We start from the raw sequence: 16,604 nt of genomic DNA, 5'->3' as shown, positions 1-16,604 counted from the left end.
TCCTGATGTCCGTGGCTTCCGGCCGTCCCGTGATCCTGACCCGCCAACCGGCCCAGGCCGGGGCGGTCGAGGCCGGTCTGGCCGAGGCCGGTTATCGGATCACCTTCCTGCCTCTGACCGACTTCGCGTTGCCGGAGGACCTGGCGGGGCTCCGTGGCATCGTGCGGCAGGTGGCAAGGGCGGGACAGGGAGCGGACCCGATCCCGGCGTGGCTGGTCCTCACCAGCCCGAACACCGTCCGGGCCCTGGTCCGCGCCGGCTGGGACGGACGGGTGGCTGCCGGCCTTCGGGTGGCCGTCACCGGCACTGGGACCGCCCGCGTCCTGGCCGAAGCCGGCTGCACCGAGATCCCCTGGATGCCGGAGGGCGACGCCTCCGCCGCCGGCATCCTCGCGCAATTCCCGCCACCGGGTGACACTCCCCGCCGGGTCCTGCTGTTGCCGCAATCCGCCCTTGCCAGCGACGAGGTAGCGGAGGGGCTGACCGAACGCGGCTGGGAGGTCCACCACGTGCAGGCCTACCGCACCGTGCCCTACCCGGCGGCCACCGGCCAGCGGTTGCTGGACGGGCCGGGGGGCGAGGGCGCGGCGTCCGTGGCTGCCCTGGCGACTGTCGACGATTTGCCCGGGGCCGATGTGGTGCTGACGAGTCCGAGCGCGGTGCGGGAGCTGGTCCGCCGCCGCGGCACCGCTGTCCCGGCTGGAACCCGATTCATCGCCCTCGGCCAGCCCACGGCCCGGGCGGCCGCTGAGGAGTCCCTGGACCTGGCCGCCACTGCACCGAGCCCGGACGCTTTCGGGGTCTTGGCCGCGGTGGGCCTCGGCCATCGCGGCTAGCTCACGCTGTACCGGTCAGAGACGTGAGCCCTGCTCAGAGTCGTGGAGGCCGGGCGAGGGCGTCCCGAAGGGGTCCCGACATCCACCGCTCGACGTGGGCCGGTGAGCGGAGGCGGACGATGGTCAGATCGGGCCGTGCCGCGGCCAGGGCAGGGATCTTCTGGTGATACTTGCGGCGGCCGGTGACCGCATAGCGGACCACGTGATCGCGGTCCCGGAGGACCGTCCACAGCGGCGGTTCGACATTGCCGTTCCACAGCATTTCCCGGTGCCACCGTCGGCGGAGCGTCCGCCGCACCAGCCGGGGGAGAACGACCCGGGCGAAGGGCAGGTCGAGCCAGATCAACACGTCCGCACGGTCTGCCAAGAGCTCTCTGACCTGGCTGTACTGCCATTCGGTGATCCACCGTTCCCGGCCGACCAACTCCCGCACTTCGGTGACGAACTCTCCGCGCGGCACCCAATCGGGTCCATGGTGTAGCGCATCGATCTCCGTGTGCGGTATGCCGGTGAGTGCGGCGATTCGGCCGGCGAGCGTGGTCTTCCCAGAACCGGAGACGCCGGCAACGAGGATGCGGGATGGTGGCCGGAGGAGGGGGTCATTCGGACCCGCTGCCGTCCACTCCGCCACCATGGTCTGAGATTACTGGAATGCCTTCTTCGGGACGAACAGCAAAAGGACCGCGGGTCTCGGAATCCCCGCCGCGGCAGTGGCGGCCAGCGCCGGGCCGAGCTGTGACGGGGGTTACAAGCATGCCGATCAGGGTATCCCGAGAGTACCGGCGGGTAATCGGCCAGGGGCAGCTACATTCGGTTCCTGCCCTGCTTGAGGCGGACCAGCATGCGGGAATCGGCCGTGCGGTGTTCCAGGTAGGGCTGTTCGGAGACCAGGGTGCTCAGCTTCTGGTGCCCGAAGTCACGGGGGTCGAAGTCCACGTGGGTGCGGCTCAGGTGCTGACCGACCCGGCTCAAGGAGGCCCATCCGTCGTCGCCGCTAGTGGTGTTGATGGCCTTGGCCAGGGCGCTCTCCAGGTTGATCCGCGCGCGGTCCTCGTCCAATGCATCAGGTTCGTTGGGTGTGTCGACGACGACAGGAACGTCGGTCGTTTCATCGGCGGCATCGGTGTCATTGTCATTCGTGGCACCGCCCCGGCGGCCCCGGCGAGTGGCCCGCCGGGACGGAGCGGTGTCCTCCTCAGGGGCGCCCCCGAGCAGCTCCAGGTAGATGAACTGGTCCACCGCGTTGCGCAGGGACTCCGGGGTCTTTCGCTCGCCGAGACCGATGACGCGCTTGCCGGACTCGCGCAGCCGGGTGGCCAGCCGGGTGAAGTCGGAATCCGAGGAAACGATGGCGAACGCCTCGACGTTGCCCATCCAGAGCAGGTCCATGGCGTCGATGATGAGGGCCGAGTCGGTGGAGTTCTTGCCCACGGTGTAGGAGAACTGCTGGGTCGGCTGGATGGCCAGCCGGTTCAGCTCGTTCTTCCAGCCGCTGAGCTGGTTGGTGGTCCAGTCTCCGTAGGCCCGTTTAATGGTCGGGGTGCCGTAGGTGGCCAGCTCCTCCAAGACGGCCCCGGCGTGGGTGGGGGAGACGTTGTCGCAGTCGATCAGCACGGCGATGCGGGTGGTGGCGCTCGAGACTTCGGTCATGGTGTCACCGTACCGGGATCCTGAGTGCCGGTTGGGCGACGGATGAATGTCGTGCAAGACGGTTCTACCGAGCCGAGACCCCGTTGAGCAGCGTTGGTCGCGAGGGGCCATGATGGACTTCTGACACCAGAGGGGCCGATGTGTCCGGTCGACCCCTCTGCTGTCGCGTCTGGGCGACTGTTGATTACGGCGCGGTAATGCCCATGTCTATCAGGTCCTGGTCCGCGCGCTGCCCGCGGTCGAGCTGGAGCCAGTCAACGCTGAGGTAGTCGGGGTGGGTGAAGGACAGCTGGATCTTGTGGGTGCCCTTGTCGAGCTTGTACCGGCCCAGGTCGGTGACGGTGAAGGCCCGATTGTGCGTGGTGTTCGGCAGGGGAACCGGCTCGCCGGCGCCGGTCCCGGTGTCCACGGTGACGGTTCCGCCCGGTTCCGTGTCGGCCGAGTGCCGGATGCTCAGGTTGTACGTGCCGGGCTGGTCGACCTCCACTTCCAGGGTGAAGAACTCGCCCTCACGGATGTACTGGACGATGTGCGCCCCGTCGAGGTCGCACGCATCGACCGGGGACCTGAGGTTCCGGATGGCCTTGCCAGCAGCGCATTCGTTGCGGTCATTGCTGTCCGCGTAGTGGTCCGGGTCATCCAGGAAGTCTTCGGCCTGGACCCGGACGCTGGAGGGCTTCATCCCCACGGCCGTCACGTCGACGTCCTCGCGCCAGGCATTGATCATCCGGACGTCGTCCGTCTGGACGACGTCCGCGCCCATGTCCACCAACGCCTGCCAGCCCAGATCGGGATCACGCAGGGAGGCCTCATCGGTGTAGCCCCCACTGACGGAATTCCACATGGAGTTCAGCCACAGGTCTGTCTTCGCCTCGACGGCAGCCAGATACTCGGGCTGGGCCTGCGTGTCGTCCATCGTGTTGAACGCGACCTCGATGGCGTCGGGCATGTGGGTGGTGAACTCAGCGAGGTCATCGACCTGCTTGTCGTTAATGATGTGCATGTACTGCGCCCGCGGGTATGCGGCCATGAATTCGTTAGCCTCCTCGGCGTTGGGGGCGCCCTTGAACAGGCCGTAGTCGACCATGCCGGCGGCCTCGAGTTCGACCATCAGCTGCTCGCGGTACTCCCAGCCCTTGTCGAGGTTCAGCAGCACGTTATGGCCCTCCACGGCTGCCAGGGACTCGGTGAAGGTCGGTACCTTCAGGTTGGTTACCGGCGCGGGGCCGTTGCCCTGCCCCTCGCGCAGGCGCAGGTCCTTGATTTGGTCCAGCGTGAGGTCGTCGACGCGACCGGTGCCGTTGGTGGTGCGATCGACTGTGGCGTCGTGCATCAGCACCAAGTGGCCGTCCTTGGTGCGCTTGAGGTCGATCTCGATCACCTCGGCGCCGTCCTTTGAGGCCTGCAGGATCCCTGGCAGGGAGTTTTCCGGGTAGTCCCGCCACTGGCCCCGGTGTGCCGCAACCCAGACCTGGGCCTCGTCCTTCAGCGGCAGGGACAGCGACGCCGGGGTGTCGGTGGACTGGCTCTTCTCAGGTGCGGGAGATCCCAAGGCCGGGGTGGATGCCCCCAAGGCCAGAGTGCTGATGACGGTGCCGGCAATGATGACTCGTGTCAGGTTGTGCATGCTGAGAAACCTGCCAGCCGGGCCGCAACCCAGGGTTTCTAGTCCACAACCGTCACCTTTCCGGTCCCTTAACTTCGTGCACGTTGAAACACTCTGCATCGTGAGCGTCTGCCCCAAGGAGTGCGGAGTAACACGCCGGTATACGACGCCAACCCCGGTGGCTCTCTCCGCCCCTAACCGACGGACCCGCTCGGGGCGAGTCCGAGCTTGGTTTGATTTGTCGTCTCAGTTCGGCGCACGGCCCCTCCGGGGGGTCTCCGCTCTACTGCATCCTTGAGAGCAGCGGCCCGTTCAGGGCCTGTTCCCCCCCCGGGTTCATGATTTCGAGGTGAGCGGTACCTAGTGTTACCGGAATGAACCGTCGCACGTTGCTCACCACCCTGGCCGGGCTCACAGCCGTTGCCACCATCGGCCAGCCACTTCCGGCCCACGCCGCCCGCCCATTGCGGGTGCTCGTCGCGACCAACGAGCCGTGGGGCACGTACCACCTTGGTGCACTGCTCGACGAGGCCGCCAACGCCCAGCCCGTCGACCGCTGGCAGATCGCGCTGGTTGCCCCGGACCGGAGCAACATTGCCTCGACCGACACCACGCCGGTTGTCACCCCAGAAGAGGCACCCGATTGGGGTGCGGACCTGCTGGTTGTCAATGGTGCCACCACGTGGCCCACCACTGTCGTCCAAAGACTCTCCGAGCTGCCGGTGGTCGCCAGTTCACTGGCCTACTTCAACCCGATTGAAGAACCCGGAGCCGCCACCATCCGGCCCCGACTCGTCGCCATGACGGCCGGATCCTCAGCCGAGGCTGGGGTCTTCGCTGCGCATTTCGGTGTTAGCGCGGACCGCGTCCAGGTCGTTGGCAACCCGGGACTCGATGACATGCCACCCTATGGACCCGAACCGGCGACCGTGCTCATGGCCACGTCCGTGACTCACTCCTCCGAAACCGGCGGTTCCTCACCCGGGGCGCAGGTCCTATTGGACTCGGCCGCTGCCCTGGCCGCCTAGGGGTGGAAGATCCGGGTCGGATTGCACCCACGCGAGGACGCCACATTGTGGAGCGCCTACGAGACCGCCACCGAAGGTACGGTCAACGCCTCCGCCACGGCCCAGGTCACCGTCGGCATTCCCGGCTCGGTGTTTCCCCGGATTGCCGCCATCGGCTGCCCGCTCGTCGGTGTCGTGGCCGAGGGCCTCACCGTCCCCGACTACATCCTCTCCGTCAGCGCCCAGGCCCGCACCGTAGCCGAGGTCGTGGCCGCCGTAGAGGCGCAGTGGCTCCCTAGGGCGTGTCTCCTAACCGTTTGAGCCAGAGGGTGATGGCTCGTAGGACGGCGCCGCCGCGGTAGGTGAGCGCGAGTTTGTCGTAGCGCGTCGCGAGGCCGCGCCACTGCTTGTCTTCGTTGAAGCCGCGCTCAACGACGTTGCGGCCCTTGTAATCCTCGATGTCGTACCTGACCGGTCGGCCGCCACGGGAGCCGCGTCGTTTCCGGTTTCCTTGCTGGTCGGACGGCTCGGGGATCACGGCGACGATGCCACGATCGCGCAGATGGGTGCGGATCGCGCGCGACGAGTACGCCTTGTCGGCGCGGACCCGCTCCGGTCGGGTGCGTGGTCTGCCCGGGCCGACCCGGGCGACGCTGAGGTGATCCATGAGCACCGGGAACATCGGCGCATCCCCGGCCTGACCGGGACCAACGAGCACGACCAGCGGAAGCCCGCGCCCGTCGACGAGGTGATGGATCTTCGTGCTCAAACCACCCCGTGACCGGCCAATCGCATGGTCAGGCGGCTCCTCGCGCAGATTCTTGTAACTCGACAGAGCCCCCTGTGTCGCGCGGGAGGTTCGTCGCGTGTTGATGCGCACGGTTGATCGTCGAGTCCACGCTGACAGCCCAGTCAATCTCGCCCACAGCGTCCGCATCAGCGAGGATCTCCGCGTGGATCTCATCCCAAGTGCCGTCCGCGCTGAACCGGCGGTGCCGCTTCCACGCCGTCTGCCACGGCCCGAACTCCGCCGGCAGATCCCGCCACGGCGAACCCGTCCGGAACCGCCACACGATCCCCTCGACAACGCGACGATGATCCTGGAATGGCCGCCCGCCCTTACGCGAAGCGACCGGCATCAAAGGCTCGATCCGAGCCCACGCAGCATCCGAGAGAGTACGAGTACGCGACACGCCCCCAAGCCTGCCTCATCCTCCCGCAGAGGTTAGGAGACACGCCCTAGCCCCTCAGTCCTCGAGGCCGCCGTCGGCCCCCTCGGCGGCGCCGGCGACCGGCTCTGGAAGGCATGGCGCAAGTCCGCCGCCCCCGCCGGCCTTCGTGATCGCTGAGGTCACCACCCTCAGTGTTCCCTCTCAGAACTTTGGTGTTCGCGGGCACAGCCCGACATTCTTCGTGAACTAGACCACAGAACGGAATGCCACCCCGGAAGCAGCTCCCGCGGATCAAGCCTGATCCTTCTCCCATCCGTGTGGATTAGATCGCTGAATGGCGGTTTACTGTGATCGCTTGGTGGCGGCTCCGACCATGGGCTCGGTCGTGTCCGTTAGGGGATCCCCAACCGGAACGGCCTCAGTGGTTTGGCGCACGCTCATGCCGATGGTCGGAACGCTTCCTCTACCGCACAGACTGTTTTCGTTATACGATTTGTTCATGGTCACTGACGAACAGATCCAGAAGTGGGCCGACGAGGCCGAAACTGGCTATGACGTCGAGGAATTGAAGCGCCGCGGACGCGGTCGCCCCGGCCGCGGCGCTGAACCGATGCAGGTCGTTGCCGTTCGTCTGACTGCCGAGGAGATTGCAGCATTGGATGAACTGGCCGAGCGAGAGCACCTGTCACGCTCGGAAGCGATCCGCCGCGCCCTGGCTGATTTTGCGGCGTGAGGGTCCACGCCAGTGCACTCAAGCACGAGGCGCTTCCCGAAGATGCGGTCCAGGCAGCCGGCTGGTGCCAGTGGATCGAACCCCTAGACGACGATGGCTGGCCGCATCGTGAGTTGCGGCTTGGCTTCGACACCCGTGCCCGTTTGCTTGAGACCGTCGTGCTGGTCTTTGAGAGTGGCGAGCAGATGGTGATCCGCGCCATACCCGCCAGAAGACAATACTGGGACCTGCTGCCCTGATCACAGTCCCGTTCTTGCCGCGCAGCCGGCGCACGTGGAAGCAACGCCCCACGCGCACGGTGGCCTGGCCAGAAGCGCCCACCGGGAGAATCCACCCTCTGATTTCTTCGGGGTTCGATGCCCTCCCCAGAGACCTCTAACAGCCCCTTACATGCGTGCGGAATGTGGGCTACGGTGCGGGGAACGCCGCTACCGGACAGCGTCCCGACCATCGTTCAGACATCCCTTAATTGTTCAGATATCCCTGAGGAGGGATACCGGTGACTGCACCCCTCGATCTATCCGATCTTTCTTCACTCCCGCTCGATCTGGCCAGGCCGCGATTGGTACAACCGGGGCTGCTGCCCGTGGTGCCGGGACACGAACGGTACTGGGTCCGTCCCGGCGGTGTGACCGCCCTGGAACTCGAGTCCGGGGACGAACTCACCGTGGTGGACCGCTTCGGGGCCCAGGCCGCCGAGTTGACCGTGCTGGGCAACGGTGGGGAGGACTTCTCCGCCCTCGGACTGCGGGCCGATGCGCCGGCGACGGTGCTGGGCTCGCTCACCGAGGGATCGGCCTTCGACAATGAGCAGGTCGCCCGCGTGGTCACCGCCCTGGCTTTGCGCGGGCTGCGGCCGGATGCCGCCCACGGGGTCCGCCTGTTCGGAGGCTGGTCTCCAGCCGGGTCCCGCGAGACGTTCACGGCGCAGCGGCCGGTGACGGCCGTCGTCGGGAACCCCACCTGGGCCATGTCCCTCGAGGAGCAGAACCCGCCCTCGGACCTGATGATCGAGGTCCAGCGGGCGGACCCGCACCGGCCGCGGGAGATCGAGCTGCCCCCGCCGCTGGCCGAGCCGGTCCTGGACGTGCGGATCGACCAGAGCACGGCGATCGGCTACGAGGTCAAGAAGGGTGACTACATCCAGATCATCGATGTGGCTGGTCGCCAGTGCTCGGACTTCCTGGCCTTCGATGCGCGGGCCCTGCAGGAGGGGCGCGAGCTGGGGCTGGACGCCAGCACCACCCGGCACATCGTGGGCCAGGCCTATGCCCAGCCCGGGCTGCACGGCAAGTTCTACAACCAGGACATGGACCCGCTGGTCTCGATCATCCGGGACACGGTGGGACGTCATGACGCCTTCACACCGGCCTGCAACGCCAAGTACTACGAGGACTTCGGCTACCCGGGGCACGTGAACTGCACGGACAACTTCAACGGCCAGCTCAAGCGGTACGCCGTGGCCGCCCGGAAGTCCTGGCCGGCGCTGAACCTCTTTTACAACACCATGTTCGACGAGCACAACATGCTGGTGTTCGACGAGCCCTGGTCCCGCCCGGGGGACTACGTGATGATGCAGGCCCAGCAGGACCTGGTCTGCGCCTCCTCCGCCTGCCCGGACGACATCGACCCCTCCAACGGCTGGGTCCCCACCGACATCCATCTGCGTGTCTACTCCTCGGAGCGAAAATTCTCCATGGCCATCACCCATCGCACCAATCCCGACTCCGTGCCCAAGCTCACGCGCGAGACCGCCTTCCACGAGCGGACGAGTGCGCTGACGAAGCAGTTCACGGAGTACCGGAACTTCTGGCTGCCGACGCACTACGACGGCTACGGGCCCAAGGCCGAGTACTGGGCGTGCCGGGAGACGGCCGCCGTGATGGACCTGTCTCCTCTGCGCAAATTCGAGGTGATCGGCCCGGACGCCGAGGCGCTGCTGCAGTACTGCATGACCCGGAACATCCGCAAGCTCTCCGAGGGGCAGGTGGTCTATACGGCGATCTGCAACGACACCGGCGGCATGATCGACGATGCCACCGTGTTCCGCTGCTCCGACACCAACTTCCGGGTGATCCCCGGGGAGGACTACACCGGTGAGTGGATGCGTCAGGTGGCCACCGAGCGGGGCCTGGACCGCGTCTGGATCAAGGACTCCACGGACCAGCTGCACAACATCGCCGTGCAGGGCCCGGCCAGCCGGGACATCCTCAGGGATCTGATCTGGACCCCACCGCACCAGCCGGACTTCGACGCGGTGACTTGGTTCCGCTTCACCATCGGCCGGATCGGGGACCATCAGGGCACTCCCGTGATCGTGTCCCGCACGGGCTATTCCGGCGAGCTCGGCTACGAACTGTTCTGCCATCCCAGCCACGCCAACGCCGTGTGGGACGCGGTCTGGGAGGCGGGCCAGCCCCACGGGCTCACGCCACTGGGACTCGATGCGCTGGACATGCTCCGGATCGAGTCTGGGCTGGTCTTCGCCGGGTACGACTTCGACGACCAGATCGACCCCTTCGAGGCCGGCGTCGGCTTCACCGTGCCGCTGAAGACCAAGGAAGAGGACTTCTCCGGCCGGGATTCTCTGCTCAAGCGCAAGGAGAACCCACAGCGCAGGATGGTCGGCCTCGAACTGGCGGGCAATGAGCCCGCCGGGCACGGGGACACGGTGCACGTGGGCCGCTTCAAGGTCGGCGTGGTCACCAGCGCCACGCGCTCGCCGATCCTGCGCAAGAACATCGCCCTGTGCCGGATGATGGTCGAACACGCCGAGATCGGCGCCGAGGTGCAGGTCGGCAAGCTGGACGGCCAGCAGAAGCGGATCCCCGCCACCGTGGTGGCCACACCCTTCTACGACCCGAAGAAGGAGAAGCCGCGCTCCTGAAAGTCCCGGGCCCCTCGCCACGGGCCCGGAGCCGGCGTAGCGTGGACGGGACGACGAATTCCCTAAGGTGGACCTCCCATGGCATCCCAGCAACGCAGCAAGTGGATCCCGGCCATGGCGGTGCCGGTGGTCGTGGGCGTGATCGCGCTCGGCGGGGGCCTGACGGCCAACGCCCAGGCGGACCTGCCGGACAGGACCGCCGAGGAGATCCTGGACTTGGCCGCGGGGCACCAGGACACCTCCTTCTCCGGCACCGTCGAGGCCAGTTTCGCGCTGGGCCTGCCACAACTTCCGACGCAACAGGGCCCGGAGCAGGGCGGACCCGAAGGGTCGAGTGCGGCCAGAGCAGTGCCGGACGGCCTTGCGGAGACGTTCTCGCTGCTCTCCGGAACCCACGAGGCGCGTGTCTTCGCGGACGGTGCCGACCGGGTCCGGGTGCAGGTCTTCGACGGCACGGACGAGCGCAATGTGGTGCGCAACGGACAAGAGGTCTGGGCCTACGATTCGGCGGAGAACAGGGCCACGCAGGTCAGCCTGCCGGAGGGAACCGACGGTGAGGGTCCCGGGCACGGCAGGGCGCGCGGCGGGATAGGCGACCTGACCCCGGAGCGGCTGGCCGAGAAAGCACTGGCGGGGCTGGATCCCACCACGCAGGTCACCGTGGGAGAGGACACCCGGGTCGCCGGCCGGGACGCCTACACGCTGCGGCTCGACCCGCGCACTCCGGACACGCTCGTCGAGGACGTCACCCTTGCCGTCGACGCTGCCACCGGCGCGCCGTTGAGCGTCCGTGTCCGAGCCGTGGGCCAGGAGGACCCGGCCATCAGGGTCGAGTACACGAGCTATTCGACCGAGACCCCGGACGCCGGTCTGTTCGAGTTCACCCCGCCCGCGGGCGCCGAAGTCGACCGAGTCCGGCCTGACGGCGGCCTGTGGCCCGATGCGCACCGGTCCGGTCCGCCGGGCGTCGGCGAGCATCCGGCCGGCGGTGACACCGTGCTCGGTTCCGGGTGGGACGCCGTCGCCGTCATCCCCGCCGAGAAGGTGCCCGCGGGCCTGACGGACTCTCCGCTCCTCGACCAGTTCGCCATGGACTCCGCGGAGGGCCGGGTGCTGAGCACGCCGCTGGCCACGGTCCTACTCGCCGACGACGGCCGGGTCCTCGCCGGTCCGGTCCCGCTCGAGCGCCTGCTCGAGGTCGCCAGTTCCGGATGAGCACTGGGCGAGTTCCGCGTGAGCGGCCGGTGAGCCCAGGGTGAGCGTGCCCTCCGCCGACTCTGGCGAGGCCGAGTCGGCCATCCGCACGCGGGGACTGAGCAAACGGTTCGGTGCCCGACTGGCCGTGGACGGGCTGGACCTCCTGGTCCCGCGCGGCTCCGTGTTCGGCTTCCTGGGCCCCAATGGCTCCGGCAAGACCACTACCATCAGGATGCTGCTCGGCCTGGCCGCGCCGAGTGGTGGGACGATGAGCGTGCTCGGCAGGCCCATGCCCAAGGCCGCCGCGGAGGTCCTGCCGCGCGTCGGGACACTCGTGGAGGGCCCGGCGTTCTACCCCTACCTGTCCGGGACGGCGAACCTGTTGCGCCTGGACGCCGCAAACCGGGCCACCGACCCTGCCACGCGCAAGCGGCGCATCGGCCGGGCCCTGGACCGGGTGGGCCTGGGGCAAGCGGCCGGGCTGGCGGTGCACGCCTACTCGCTGGGCATGAAGCAGCGCCTCGGGCTGGCCAACGCGCTGACCTCCCAGCGCGAGCTGCTGATCCTGGATGAGCCGACCAACGGCCTGGACCCTCAGGGCACCCGGGAGGTCCGCCACCTCATCGGGTCCCTGGCGGAGGACGGGGCCACCGTCTTCGTCTCCAGCCACCTGCTCAGCGAGATCGAGCAGGTCTGCACCCATGCGGCCGTGGTGGGCCGTGGCCGCCTGCTGGCCCAGGGGACGCTGGCCTCCCTGTTCGACGACGGCCCCCGCCGGATCCTCGTCCGCACCCGGAATGTCCCGCTCGCCGGGGACGTCCTGCGCAGCCTGGGCCTGGCGCCGGTCGAGGAGAGCGTGCCCGCACCGGGTGCCGGGACGCTGCGCGCCCCGCTGGGCGAGAACGCACCGGAGCCCGAGCGGATCGTCGCCGCCTTAGTGACTGCCGGAGTCGGGGTGCGTGGCGTCGAGGTGGAGCACGCCAGCCTGGAGGACCGGTTCGTGGAGCTGACGGGGGAGGGGTTCGACGTTGAGCAGTGACTCCGAGAACCAGGTCCGTCCCGCGCGCACCGGGACGGCCCTGCTGGTCTCCGAACTGGGACTGCTGTTCCGGCGCCGGCGCACCTGGACGCTGCTCGCGGCACTGGCTGCGGTGCCCGTGCTCATGGGGGTGGCGGTGCGGGTGACGTCCGGGCCACCGCAGGGCAGGGGTCCGGCCTTCCTGGACCAGGTGGCCACCAGCGGCCTGTTCCTGGCGGTGGCCGCGGTCATGGTCTGCACGCCCTTCTTCCTCCCCTTGACCGTCGCCGTCGTAGCGGGGGACTCGATCGCGGGGGAGGCCGCCCACGGTACCCTCCGGTACCTCCTGGTGGCCCCTGTCCGGCGGGCCGGGCTGTTGGCCGTCAAGTACGCGGTGGCGCTCGTCTTCTGCCTGGCCGCGGCGCTGGTGGTGGCCGCCGTCGGCGTGCTCACCGGGCTGGCGCTGTTCGGGACCGGGCCGCTGGTGCTGCCCTCGGGGATGACCATCACCTCGGCGGAGACGCTCGGCCGGATCGGGCTGATGGTGCTGTACGCGACCGTCTCCCTGAGCGGTCTTGGCGCGATCGCCCTCTTCGTCTCCACGCTGACGGACGTGCCCGTCGGGGCGATGGCCGCCGCCGTGGTGTTGACCATCGTGGCGCAGATCCTCGGTGCCCTGCCCCAACTGGAGTGGCTGCACCCCTGGCTGTTCACCCATCACTGGATGGGCTTCGCGGACCTCCTGCGCGCGCCCCTCCTCTGGGACTCGTTCCGGGAGAACGCGCTGCTGCAGGCCGGCTACGTGGCCGTGTTCGGGGCGCTCGCCTACGGCCGTTTCACCACGAAGGACGTGTTGAGCTAGCTCAGTAGACTGGGACGGCACCGACCGACCCACGGACCGTCGCAGACTGCCGAGAAAATGCCGAGGTACCCATGTCTTTCCCCACCCACCGCCCGCGCCGCCTGCGCCAGTCCGCCGCGATGCGTCGGCTGGTGGCCGAGACCAGGATCCATCCGGCGGATCTGATCCTGCCGGTGTTCGTGCGGGAGGGGATCTCGGAGCCCGTGGCACTGCAGTCCATGCCCGGGGTCGTCCAGCACACCCGGGACACGCTCAAGGCCGCGGCCGCTGAGGCGGCAGGGCTCGGAGTGGGGGGCATCATGCTCTTCGGCATCCCCGAGACCCGCGATGCCACCGGTACGGCCTCGCTGGACCCGAACGGGGTGCTCAATGACGGCATCCGCGCGGTCAAGGAGGAAGTCGGCGAATCCATGGTCGTCATGTCCGACCTCTGCCTGGACGAGTTCACCGATCACGGACACTGCGGTGTCCTGACCGAGAGTGGGGCCGTGGACAACGACGCCACCCTGGAGATCTACGGCCGGATGGGCGTGGCGCAGGCCGAGGCCGGCGCCGACCTGGTGGGGCCCTCCGGGATGATGGACGGCCAGGTGGCCGTCATCCGGCAGGGACTGGACGACGCCGGCCACCAGGACACCGGGATCCTCGCCTACGCCGCGAAATACTCCTCGGCGTTCTACGGTCCTTTCCGCGAGGCCGTCGACTCCCAGCTCACGGGTGACCGCAAGACCTACCAGATGGATCCCGCCAACCGCCGCGAGGCCCTGCTCGAGGTCTCCCTGGACCTGGACGAGGGTGCGGACATGGTCATGGTCAAGCCCGCCATGAGCTACCTGGACATCCTGCGGGACGTGGCCGAGGCCTCCGATGTCCCCGTCTCCGCCTACCAGATCTCCGGGGAGTACGCGATGATCGAGGCCGCTGCGGCCAACGGCTGGATCGACCGCGATGCCGCCGTGATGGAGTCCGTGCTGTCCATCCGCCGGGCCGGGGCGGACACCGTGCTGACGTACTGGGCCACTGAACTGGCCCGTTGGATCAAGGAAGGACGACTCTGATGACCGAGAACACCTCGAACACTGCCCCCACCACGAATGCGGCCCTCTACGACGCCGCCCGTGCCGTCATCCCCGGAGGCGTGAACTCCCCGGTCCGCGCCTTCGGCTCGGTCGGCGGTTCCCCGGTATCCATGGTGAAGGCCGCCGGCCCCTACCTCACCGATGCCGAAGGCCGCGAGTACGTGGACCTGGTGTGCTCCTGGGGCCCTATGCTGCTGGGACACAACCACCCCGCCGTCGTGGACGCCGTCCACCGAGCCGTGGACGCCGGCCTGTCCTTCGGCACCTCCACCCCGGACGAGCTGAGACTGGCCGAGCTGATCGCCAGCAAGGTCCCCGTGGACCGCGTCCGCATGGTCTCCACCGGCACCGAGGCCACCATGACCGCCATCCGACTGGCGCGCGGCGCTTCCGGACGCAACCTCGTGGTGAAGTTCGCCGGCTGCTACCACGGCCACTCGGACGGACTGCTCGCTGCCGCCGGTTCCGGGGTCGCCACCCAGTCCCTGCCCGGGTCCGCCGGCGTGACCGAGGCCCAGGCCGCGGAGACCCTGGTATTGCCCTACAACGATCGCTCCGCTCTGGAGGAGACCTTCGCCGCCCGCGGGCAGGAGATCGCCGCCGTCATCACCGAGGCCGCCCCCTGCAACATGGGCGTGGTGACCCCGGAGGAGGGCTTCAACCAGTTCCTCCGCGACCTCACCGAACGCCATGGCGCGCTGCTGATCTGGGACGAGGTCCTCACGGGCTTCCGCGCCTCGGCGGCCGGCTACTGGGGCCTGTCCGGGAAGGTGGAGGGCTGGACCCCCGACCTGTGGACCTTTGGCAAGGTGATCGGCGGCGGCATGCCGACCGCGGCTGTGGCAGGCCGCGCCGAGGTCATGGACCTGCTGGCCCCCCTGGGACCCGTCTACCAGGCGGGCACCCTGTCCGGGAACCCGGTGGCCATGGCCGCGGGCCTGGCCACGTTGCAGAACGCCACGGAGGAGGTCTACGGCACCCTGTCCCGGCGCTCGCAGCAACTCGAGGAGCTGCTCGTCGGGGCGTTGACGGAGGCCGGCGTGGACCACTCGATCCAGCGGGCCGGCACCCTGTTCTCCGTGGCGTTCGGCACCTCGGCCGGCGGTGTCCACAACTACGCCGACGCCCAAGCCCAGGACACCTTCCGGTACGCCCCGTTCTTCCACGCCATGCTGGAGCACGGTGTCTATCTGCCACCGAGCGTCTTCGAGGCCTGGTTCGTCTCCTCCGCCCATGACGACGCCGCCATGGAGCGGATCGCCGCCGCCCTGCCGTATGCAGCCAGGGTGGCCGCTGTGGCGACGGCCTGAGGGCTTCTGGCGCCTGATGTTCCCGGTCAGGTTCAGAACGGTACGGATCGCCGGGTCTGCTGCGTGGAGAGGCGACTCTACGGAATAAATGCAGTGCCGGGTGCCTTCTAGTGGCCATGGAATCACCGGCAATCAGTCAAGGTCTCTCCGCTCCTCGCACCGCACTGATTGTGGGTGCCTCCGGGATCGCCGGCTCGGCCGTCGCTCGCCAACTGATCACAGAAGGGTGGGAGGTCATCGCGCTTTCGCGCCGGGCCTCCTCAGGACCGGGCATCCGCGGAGTCGCCGCTGATCTGCGCGACCCCGAGAGCCTGCGAGCCGCGCTGGCCGAGGAGCGCCCCACGCATGTGTTCTTCACTGCCTGGCAGAAGCAGGACTCGGAAGCTGAGAACATCACAGTGAACGGCGGTATGGTGCGTGATCTGTTGGCCGCGTTGTCGCATGCACCACTGCAGCACGTCGCGCTGGTGACCGGGCTGAAGCACTACCTGGGTCCCTTCGAGGCCTACGCCGCAGGCGAGACTCCCGATACTCCCTTCCATGAGGAAGAGCCGCGTCTGGAGACCCCGAACTTCTACTACGCGCAGGAGGACGAGCTCTTCGCCGCCGCCTCCACCCAGGGATTCCACTGGTCCGTGCACCGTGCGCACACGATCATCGGTCACGCCGTGGGCAATGCCATGAACATGGGTCTGACCATCGCCGTCCAGGCCACGCTGGCCAAGGAACTGGACCTGGACTTCGTGTTCCCGGGCAGTGAGCAGCAGTGGGATGGGCTCACCGACATGACCGACGCCGGGCTGCTCGCCGAACAGATGATCTGGGCCTCCACCGATCCCGCGGGTGCAGATGAGGCGTTCAACATCGTCAATGCCGATGTCTTCCGCTGGCGCTGGATGTGGCCCCGTCTCGCGGCCGACCTGGGCGTTCCTCCCGAGCGGGTGGTCGGCTACACCGACGCACCCCGGCCGCTGGCACAGCAGATGGCGCCGCATGAGTCGGCCTGGACGAGCATCGCTGAGAAGCACGGGCTCGTGGAGTCAGACATCAGCAGGCTTGCCTCCTGGTGGCACACCGACGCCGACCTCGGCCGCGAGATGGAGGTCGTCACAGACATGGGCAAGAGCCGAGATGCCGGATTCCTCTCCCACCGCCGTACCGAAAGGGCGTTCAAGGAGCTCTTCGACCGGTACCGCTCCGATCGAGTCATCCCCTCATGAACCGAGAAGGACCTCGACATTGCGTGA

Annotated in this window: 17 protein-coding genes; 12 read left to right on the top strand and 5 right to left on the bottom strand. The window is 68.2% G+C overall.

Annotation, left to right across the window (positions count from 1 at the left end):
- The first annotated feature begins 5 nt into the window (after window positions 1–5).
- Window positions 6–836, top strand: coding sequence for a uroporphyrinogen-III synthase (locus tag C8E99_RS06660; protein ID WP_115931626.1), 831 nt, complete (start codon window positions 6–8; stop codon window positions 834–836).
- Window positions 837–870: 34 nt separating this feature from the next.
- Here the strand turns inward: C8E99_RS06660 and C8E99_RS06655 are convergent, their stop codons facing one another.
- The 3 genes from C8E99_RS06655 to C8E99_RS06645 form a co-directional block, all read right to left on the bottom strand.
- Complete coding sequence (locus C8E99_RS06655; RefSeq protein ID WP_115931625.1) at window positions 871–1,470, bottom strand: P-loop NTPase family protein; 600 nt, start codon at window positions 1,468–1,470, stop codon at window positions 871–873.
- 170 nt (window positions 1,471–1,640) lie between these two features.
- Window positions 1,641–2,486, bottom strand: a complete 846-nt coding sequence (locus tag C8E99_RS06650; protein ID WP_115931624.1) for an NYN domain-containing protein — start codon at window positions 2,484–2,486, stop codon at window positions 1,641–1,643.
- Window positions 2,487–2,670: 184 nt separating this feature from the next.
- Complete coding sequence (locus C8E99_RS06645; RefSeq protein ID WP_170144541.1) at window positions 2,671–4,113, bottom strand: glycerophosphodiester phosphodiesterase family protein; 1,443 nt, start codon at window positions 4,111–4,113, stop codon at window positions 2,671–2,673.
- 353 nt (window positions 4,114–4,466) lie between these two features.
- On the opposite strand from C8E99_RS06645, the gene C8E99_RS06640 reads away from it, so the two are divergent.
- On the top strand, window positions 4,467–5,120 hold the full coding sequence (locus C8E99_RS06640; RefSeq protein ID WP_115931622.1) for a hypothetical protein: 654 nt from the start codon (window positions 4,467–4,469) through the stop codon (window positions 5,118–5,120).
- Between the two features lie 21 nt (window positions 5,121–5,141).
- Complete coding sequence (locus C8E99_RS06635; protein WP_147301188.1) at window positions 5,142–5,420, top strand: hypothetical protein; 279 nt, start codon at window positions 5,142–5,144, stop codon at window positions 5,418–5,420.
- On the opposite strand, the gene C8E99_RS06630 is transcribed toward C8E99_RS06635, so the two are convergent.
- Complete coding sequence (locus C8E99_RS06630; protein ID WP_231882022.1) at window positions 5,395–5,979, bottom strand: IS5 family transposase; 585 nt, start codon at window positions 5,977–5,979, stop codon at window positions 5,395–5,397. The genes C8E99_RS06635 and C8E99_RS06630 overlap by 26 nt on opposite strands.
- Window positions 5,897–6,238 (bottom strand): transposase, encoded by a 342-nt coding sequence (locus tag C8E99_RS16335; RefSeq protein WP_231882023.1) that lies wholly within the window; start codon window positions 6,236–6,238, stop codon window positions 5,897–5,899. Before C8E99_RS16335 ends, C8E99_RS06630 begins: the two co-directional genes overlap by 83 nt.
- Window positions 6,239–6,770: 532 nt before the next feature.
- On the opposite strand from C8E99_RS16335, the gene C8E99_RS06625 reads away from it, so the two are divergent.
- The 9 genes from C8E99_RS06625 (at window position 6,771) to C8E99_RS06585 (ending at window position 16,577) form a co-directional block, all read left to right on the top strand.
- Window positions 6,771–7,004, top strand: coding sequence for a ribbon-helix-helix domain-containing protein (locus C8E99_RS06625; RefSeq protein WP_115933285.1), 234 nt, complete (start codon window positions 6,771–6,773; stop codon window positions 7,002–7,004).
- Entirely contained in the window at window positions 7,001–7,243 is a 243-nt protein-coding gene (locus tag C8E99_RS06620) for a toxin (RefSeq protein WP_115931620.1), read from the top strand. Before C8E99_RS06625 ends, C8E99_RS06620 begins: the two co-directional genes overlap by 4 nt.
- 350 nt (window positions 7,244–7,593) lie before the next feature.
- Complete coding sequence (locus C8E99_RS06615; protein WP_245952125.1) at window positions 7,594–9,891, top strand: trimethylamine N-oxide demethylase; 2,298 nt, start codon at window positions 7,594–7,596, stop codon at window positions 9,889–9,891.
- Between the two features lie 78 nt (window positions 9,892–9,969).
- Window positions 9,970–11,106 (top strand): LolA family protein, encoded by a 1,137-nt coding sequence (locus tag C8E99_RS06610; RefSeq protein WP_115931619.1) that lies wholly within the window; start codon window positions 9,970–9,972, stop codon window positions 11,104–11,106.
- 40 nt (window positions 11,107–11,146) lie between these two features.
- Window positions 11,147–12,127 (top strand): ABC transporter ATP-binding protein, encoded by a 981-nt coding sequence (locus C8E99_RS06605; RefSeq protein WP_115931618.1) that lies wholly within the window; start codon window positions 11,147–11,149, stop codon window positions 12,125–12,127.
- Window positions 12,117–12,968, top strand: a complete 852-nt coding sequence (locus C8E99_RS06600; protein WP_245952123.1) for an ABC transporter permease — start codon at window positions 12,117–12,119, stop codon at window positions 12,966–12,968. Before C8E99_RS06605 ends, C8E99_RS06600 begins: the two co-directional genes overlap by 11 nt.
- A 71-nt stretch (window positions 12,969–13,039) precedes the next feature.
- Entirely contained in the window at window positions 13,040–14,026 is a 987-nt protein-coding gene (hemB, locus tag C8E99_RS06595) for a porphobilinogen synthase (RefSeq protein WP_115931617.1), read from the top strand.
- Window positions 14,026–15,357 (top strand): glutamate-1-semialdehyde 2,1-aminomutase, encoded by a 1,332-nt coding sequence (gene hemL / locus C8E99_RS06590; protein ID WP_115931616.1) that lies wholly within the window; start codon window positions 14,026–14,028, stop codon window positions 15,355–15,357. Before hemB ends, hemL begins: the two co-directional genes overlap by 1 nt.
- A gap of 116 nt (window positions 15,358–15,473) precedes the next feature.
- The gene (locus tag C8E99_RS06585) at window positions 15,474–16,577 is read left to right on the top strand and encodes an SDR family oxidoreductase (protein WP_115931615.1); all 1,104 of its coding nucleotides are present in this window, start codon (window positions 15,474–15,476) and stop codon (window positions 16,575–16,577) included.
- The last annotated feature ends 27 nt before the right edge of the window (window positions 16,578–16,604 follow it).

The sequence above is a fragment of the Citricoccus muralis genome (assembly GCF_003386075.1).
Taxonomy (GTDB): domain Bacteria; phylum Actinomycetota; class Actinomycetes; order Actinomycetales; family Micrococcaceae; genus Citricoccus; species Citricoccus muralis.
This window is presented reverse-complemented; position numbering and strand designations above follow the sequence as displayed.

Coding starts and splice junctions, on each gene's coding strand:
- C8E99_RS06660 (WP_115931626.1), top strand. CDS start 6: ATGTCCGTGGCTTCCGGCCGTCCCGTGATCCTGACCCGCCAACCGGCC.
- C8E99_RS06655 (WP_115931625.1), bottom strand. CDS start 1,470: ATGGTGGCGGAGTGGACGGCAGCGGGTCCGAATGACCCCCTCCTCCGG.
- C8E99_RS06650 (WP_115931624.1), bottom strand. CDS start 2,486: ATGACCGAAGTCTCGAGCGCCACCACCCGCATCGCCGTGCTGATCGAC.
- C8E99_RS06645 (WP_170144541.1), bottom strand. CDS start 4,113: ATGCACAACCTGACACGAGTCATCATTGCCGGCACCGTCATCAGCACT.
- C8E99_RS06640 (WP_115931622.1), top strand. CDS start 4,467: ATGAACCGTCGCACGTTGCTCACCACCCTGGCCGGGCTCACAGCCGTT.
- C8E99_RS16335 (WP_231882023.1), bottom strand. CDS start 6,238: ATGCCGGTCGCTTCGCGTAAGGGCGGGCGGCCATTCCAGGATCATCGT.
- C8E99_RS06625 (WP_115933285.1), top strand. CDS start 6,771: ATGGTCACTGACGAACAGATCCAGAAGTGGGCCGACGAGGCCGAAACT.
- C8E99_RS06610 (WP_115931619.1), top strand. CDS start 9,970: ATGGCATCCCAGCAACGCAGCAAGTGGATCCCGGCCATGGCGGTGCCG.
- hemB (WP_115931617.1), top strand. CDS start 13,040: ATGTCTTTCCCCACCCACCGCCCGCGCCGCCTGCGCCAGTCCGCCGCG.
- hemL (WP_115931616.1), top strand. CDS start 14,026: ATGACCGAGAACACCTCGAACACTGCCCCCACCACGAATGCGGCCCTC.
- C8E99_RS06585 (WP_115931615.1), top strand. CDS start 15,474: ATGGAATCACCGGCAATCAGTCAAGGTCTCTCCGCTCCTCGCACCGCA.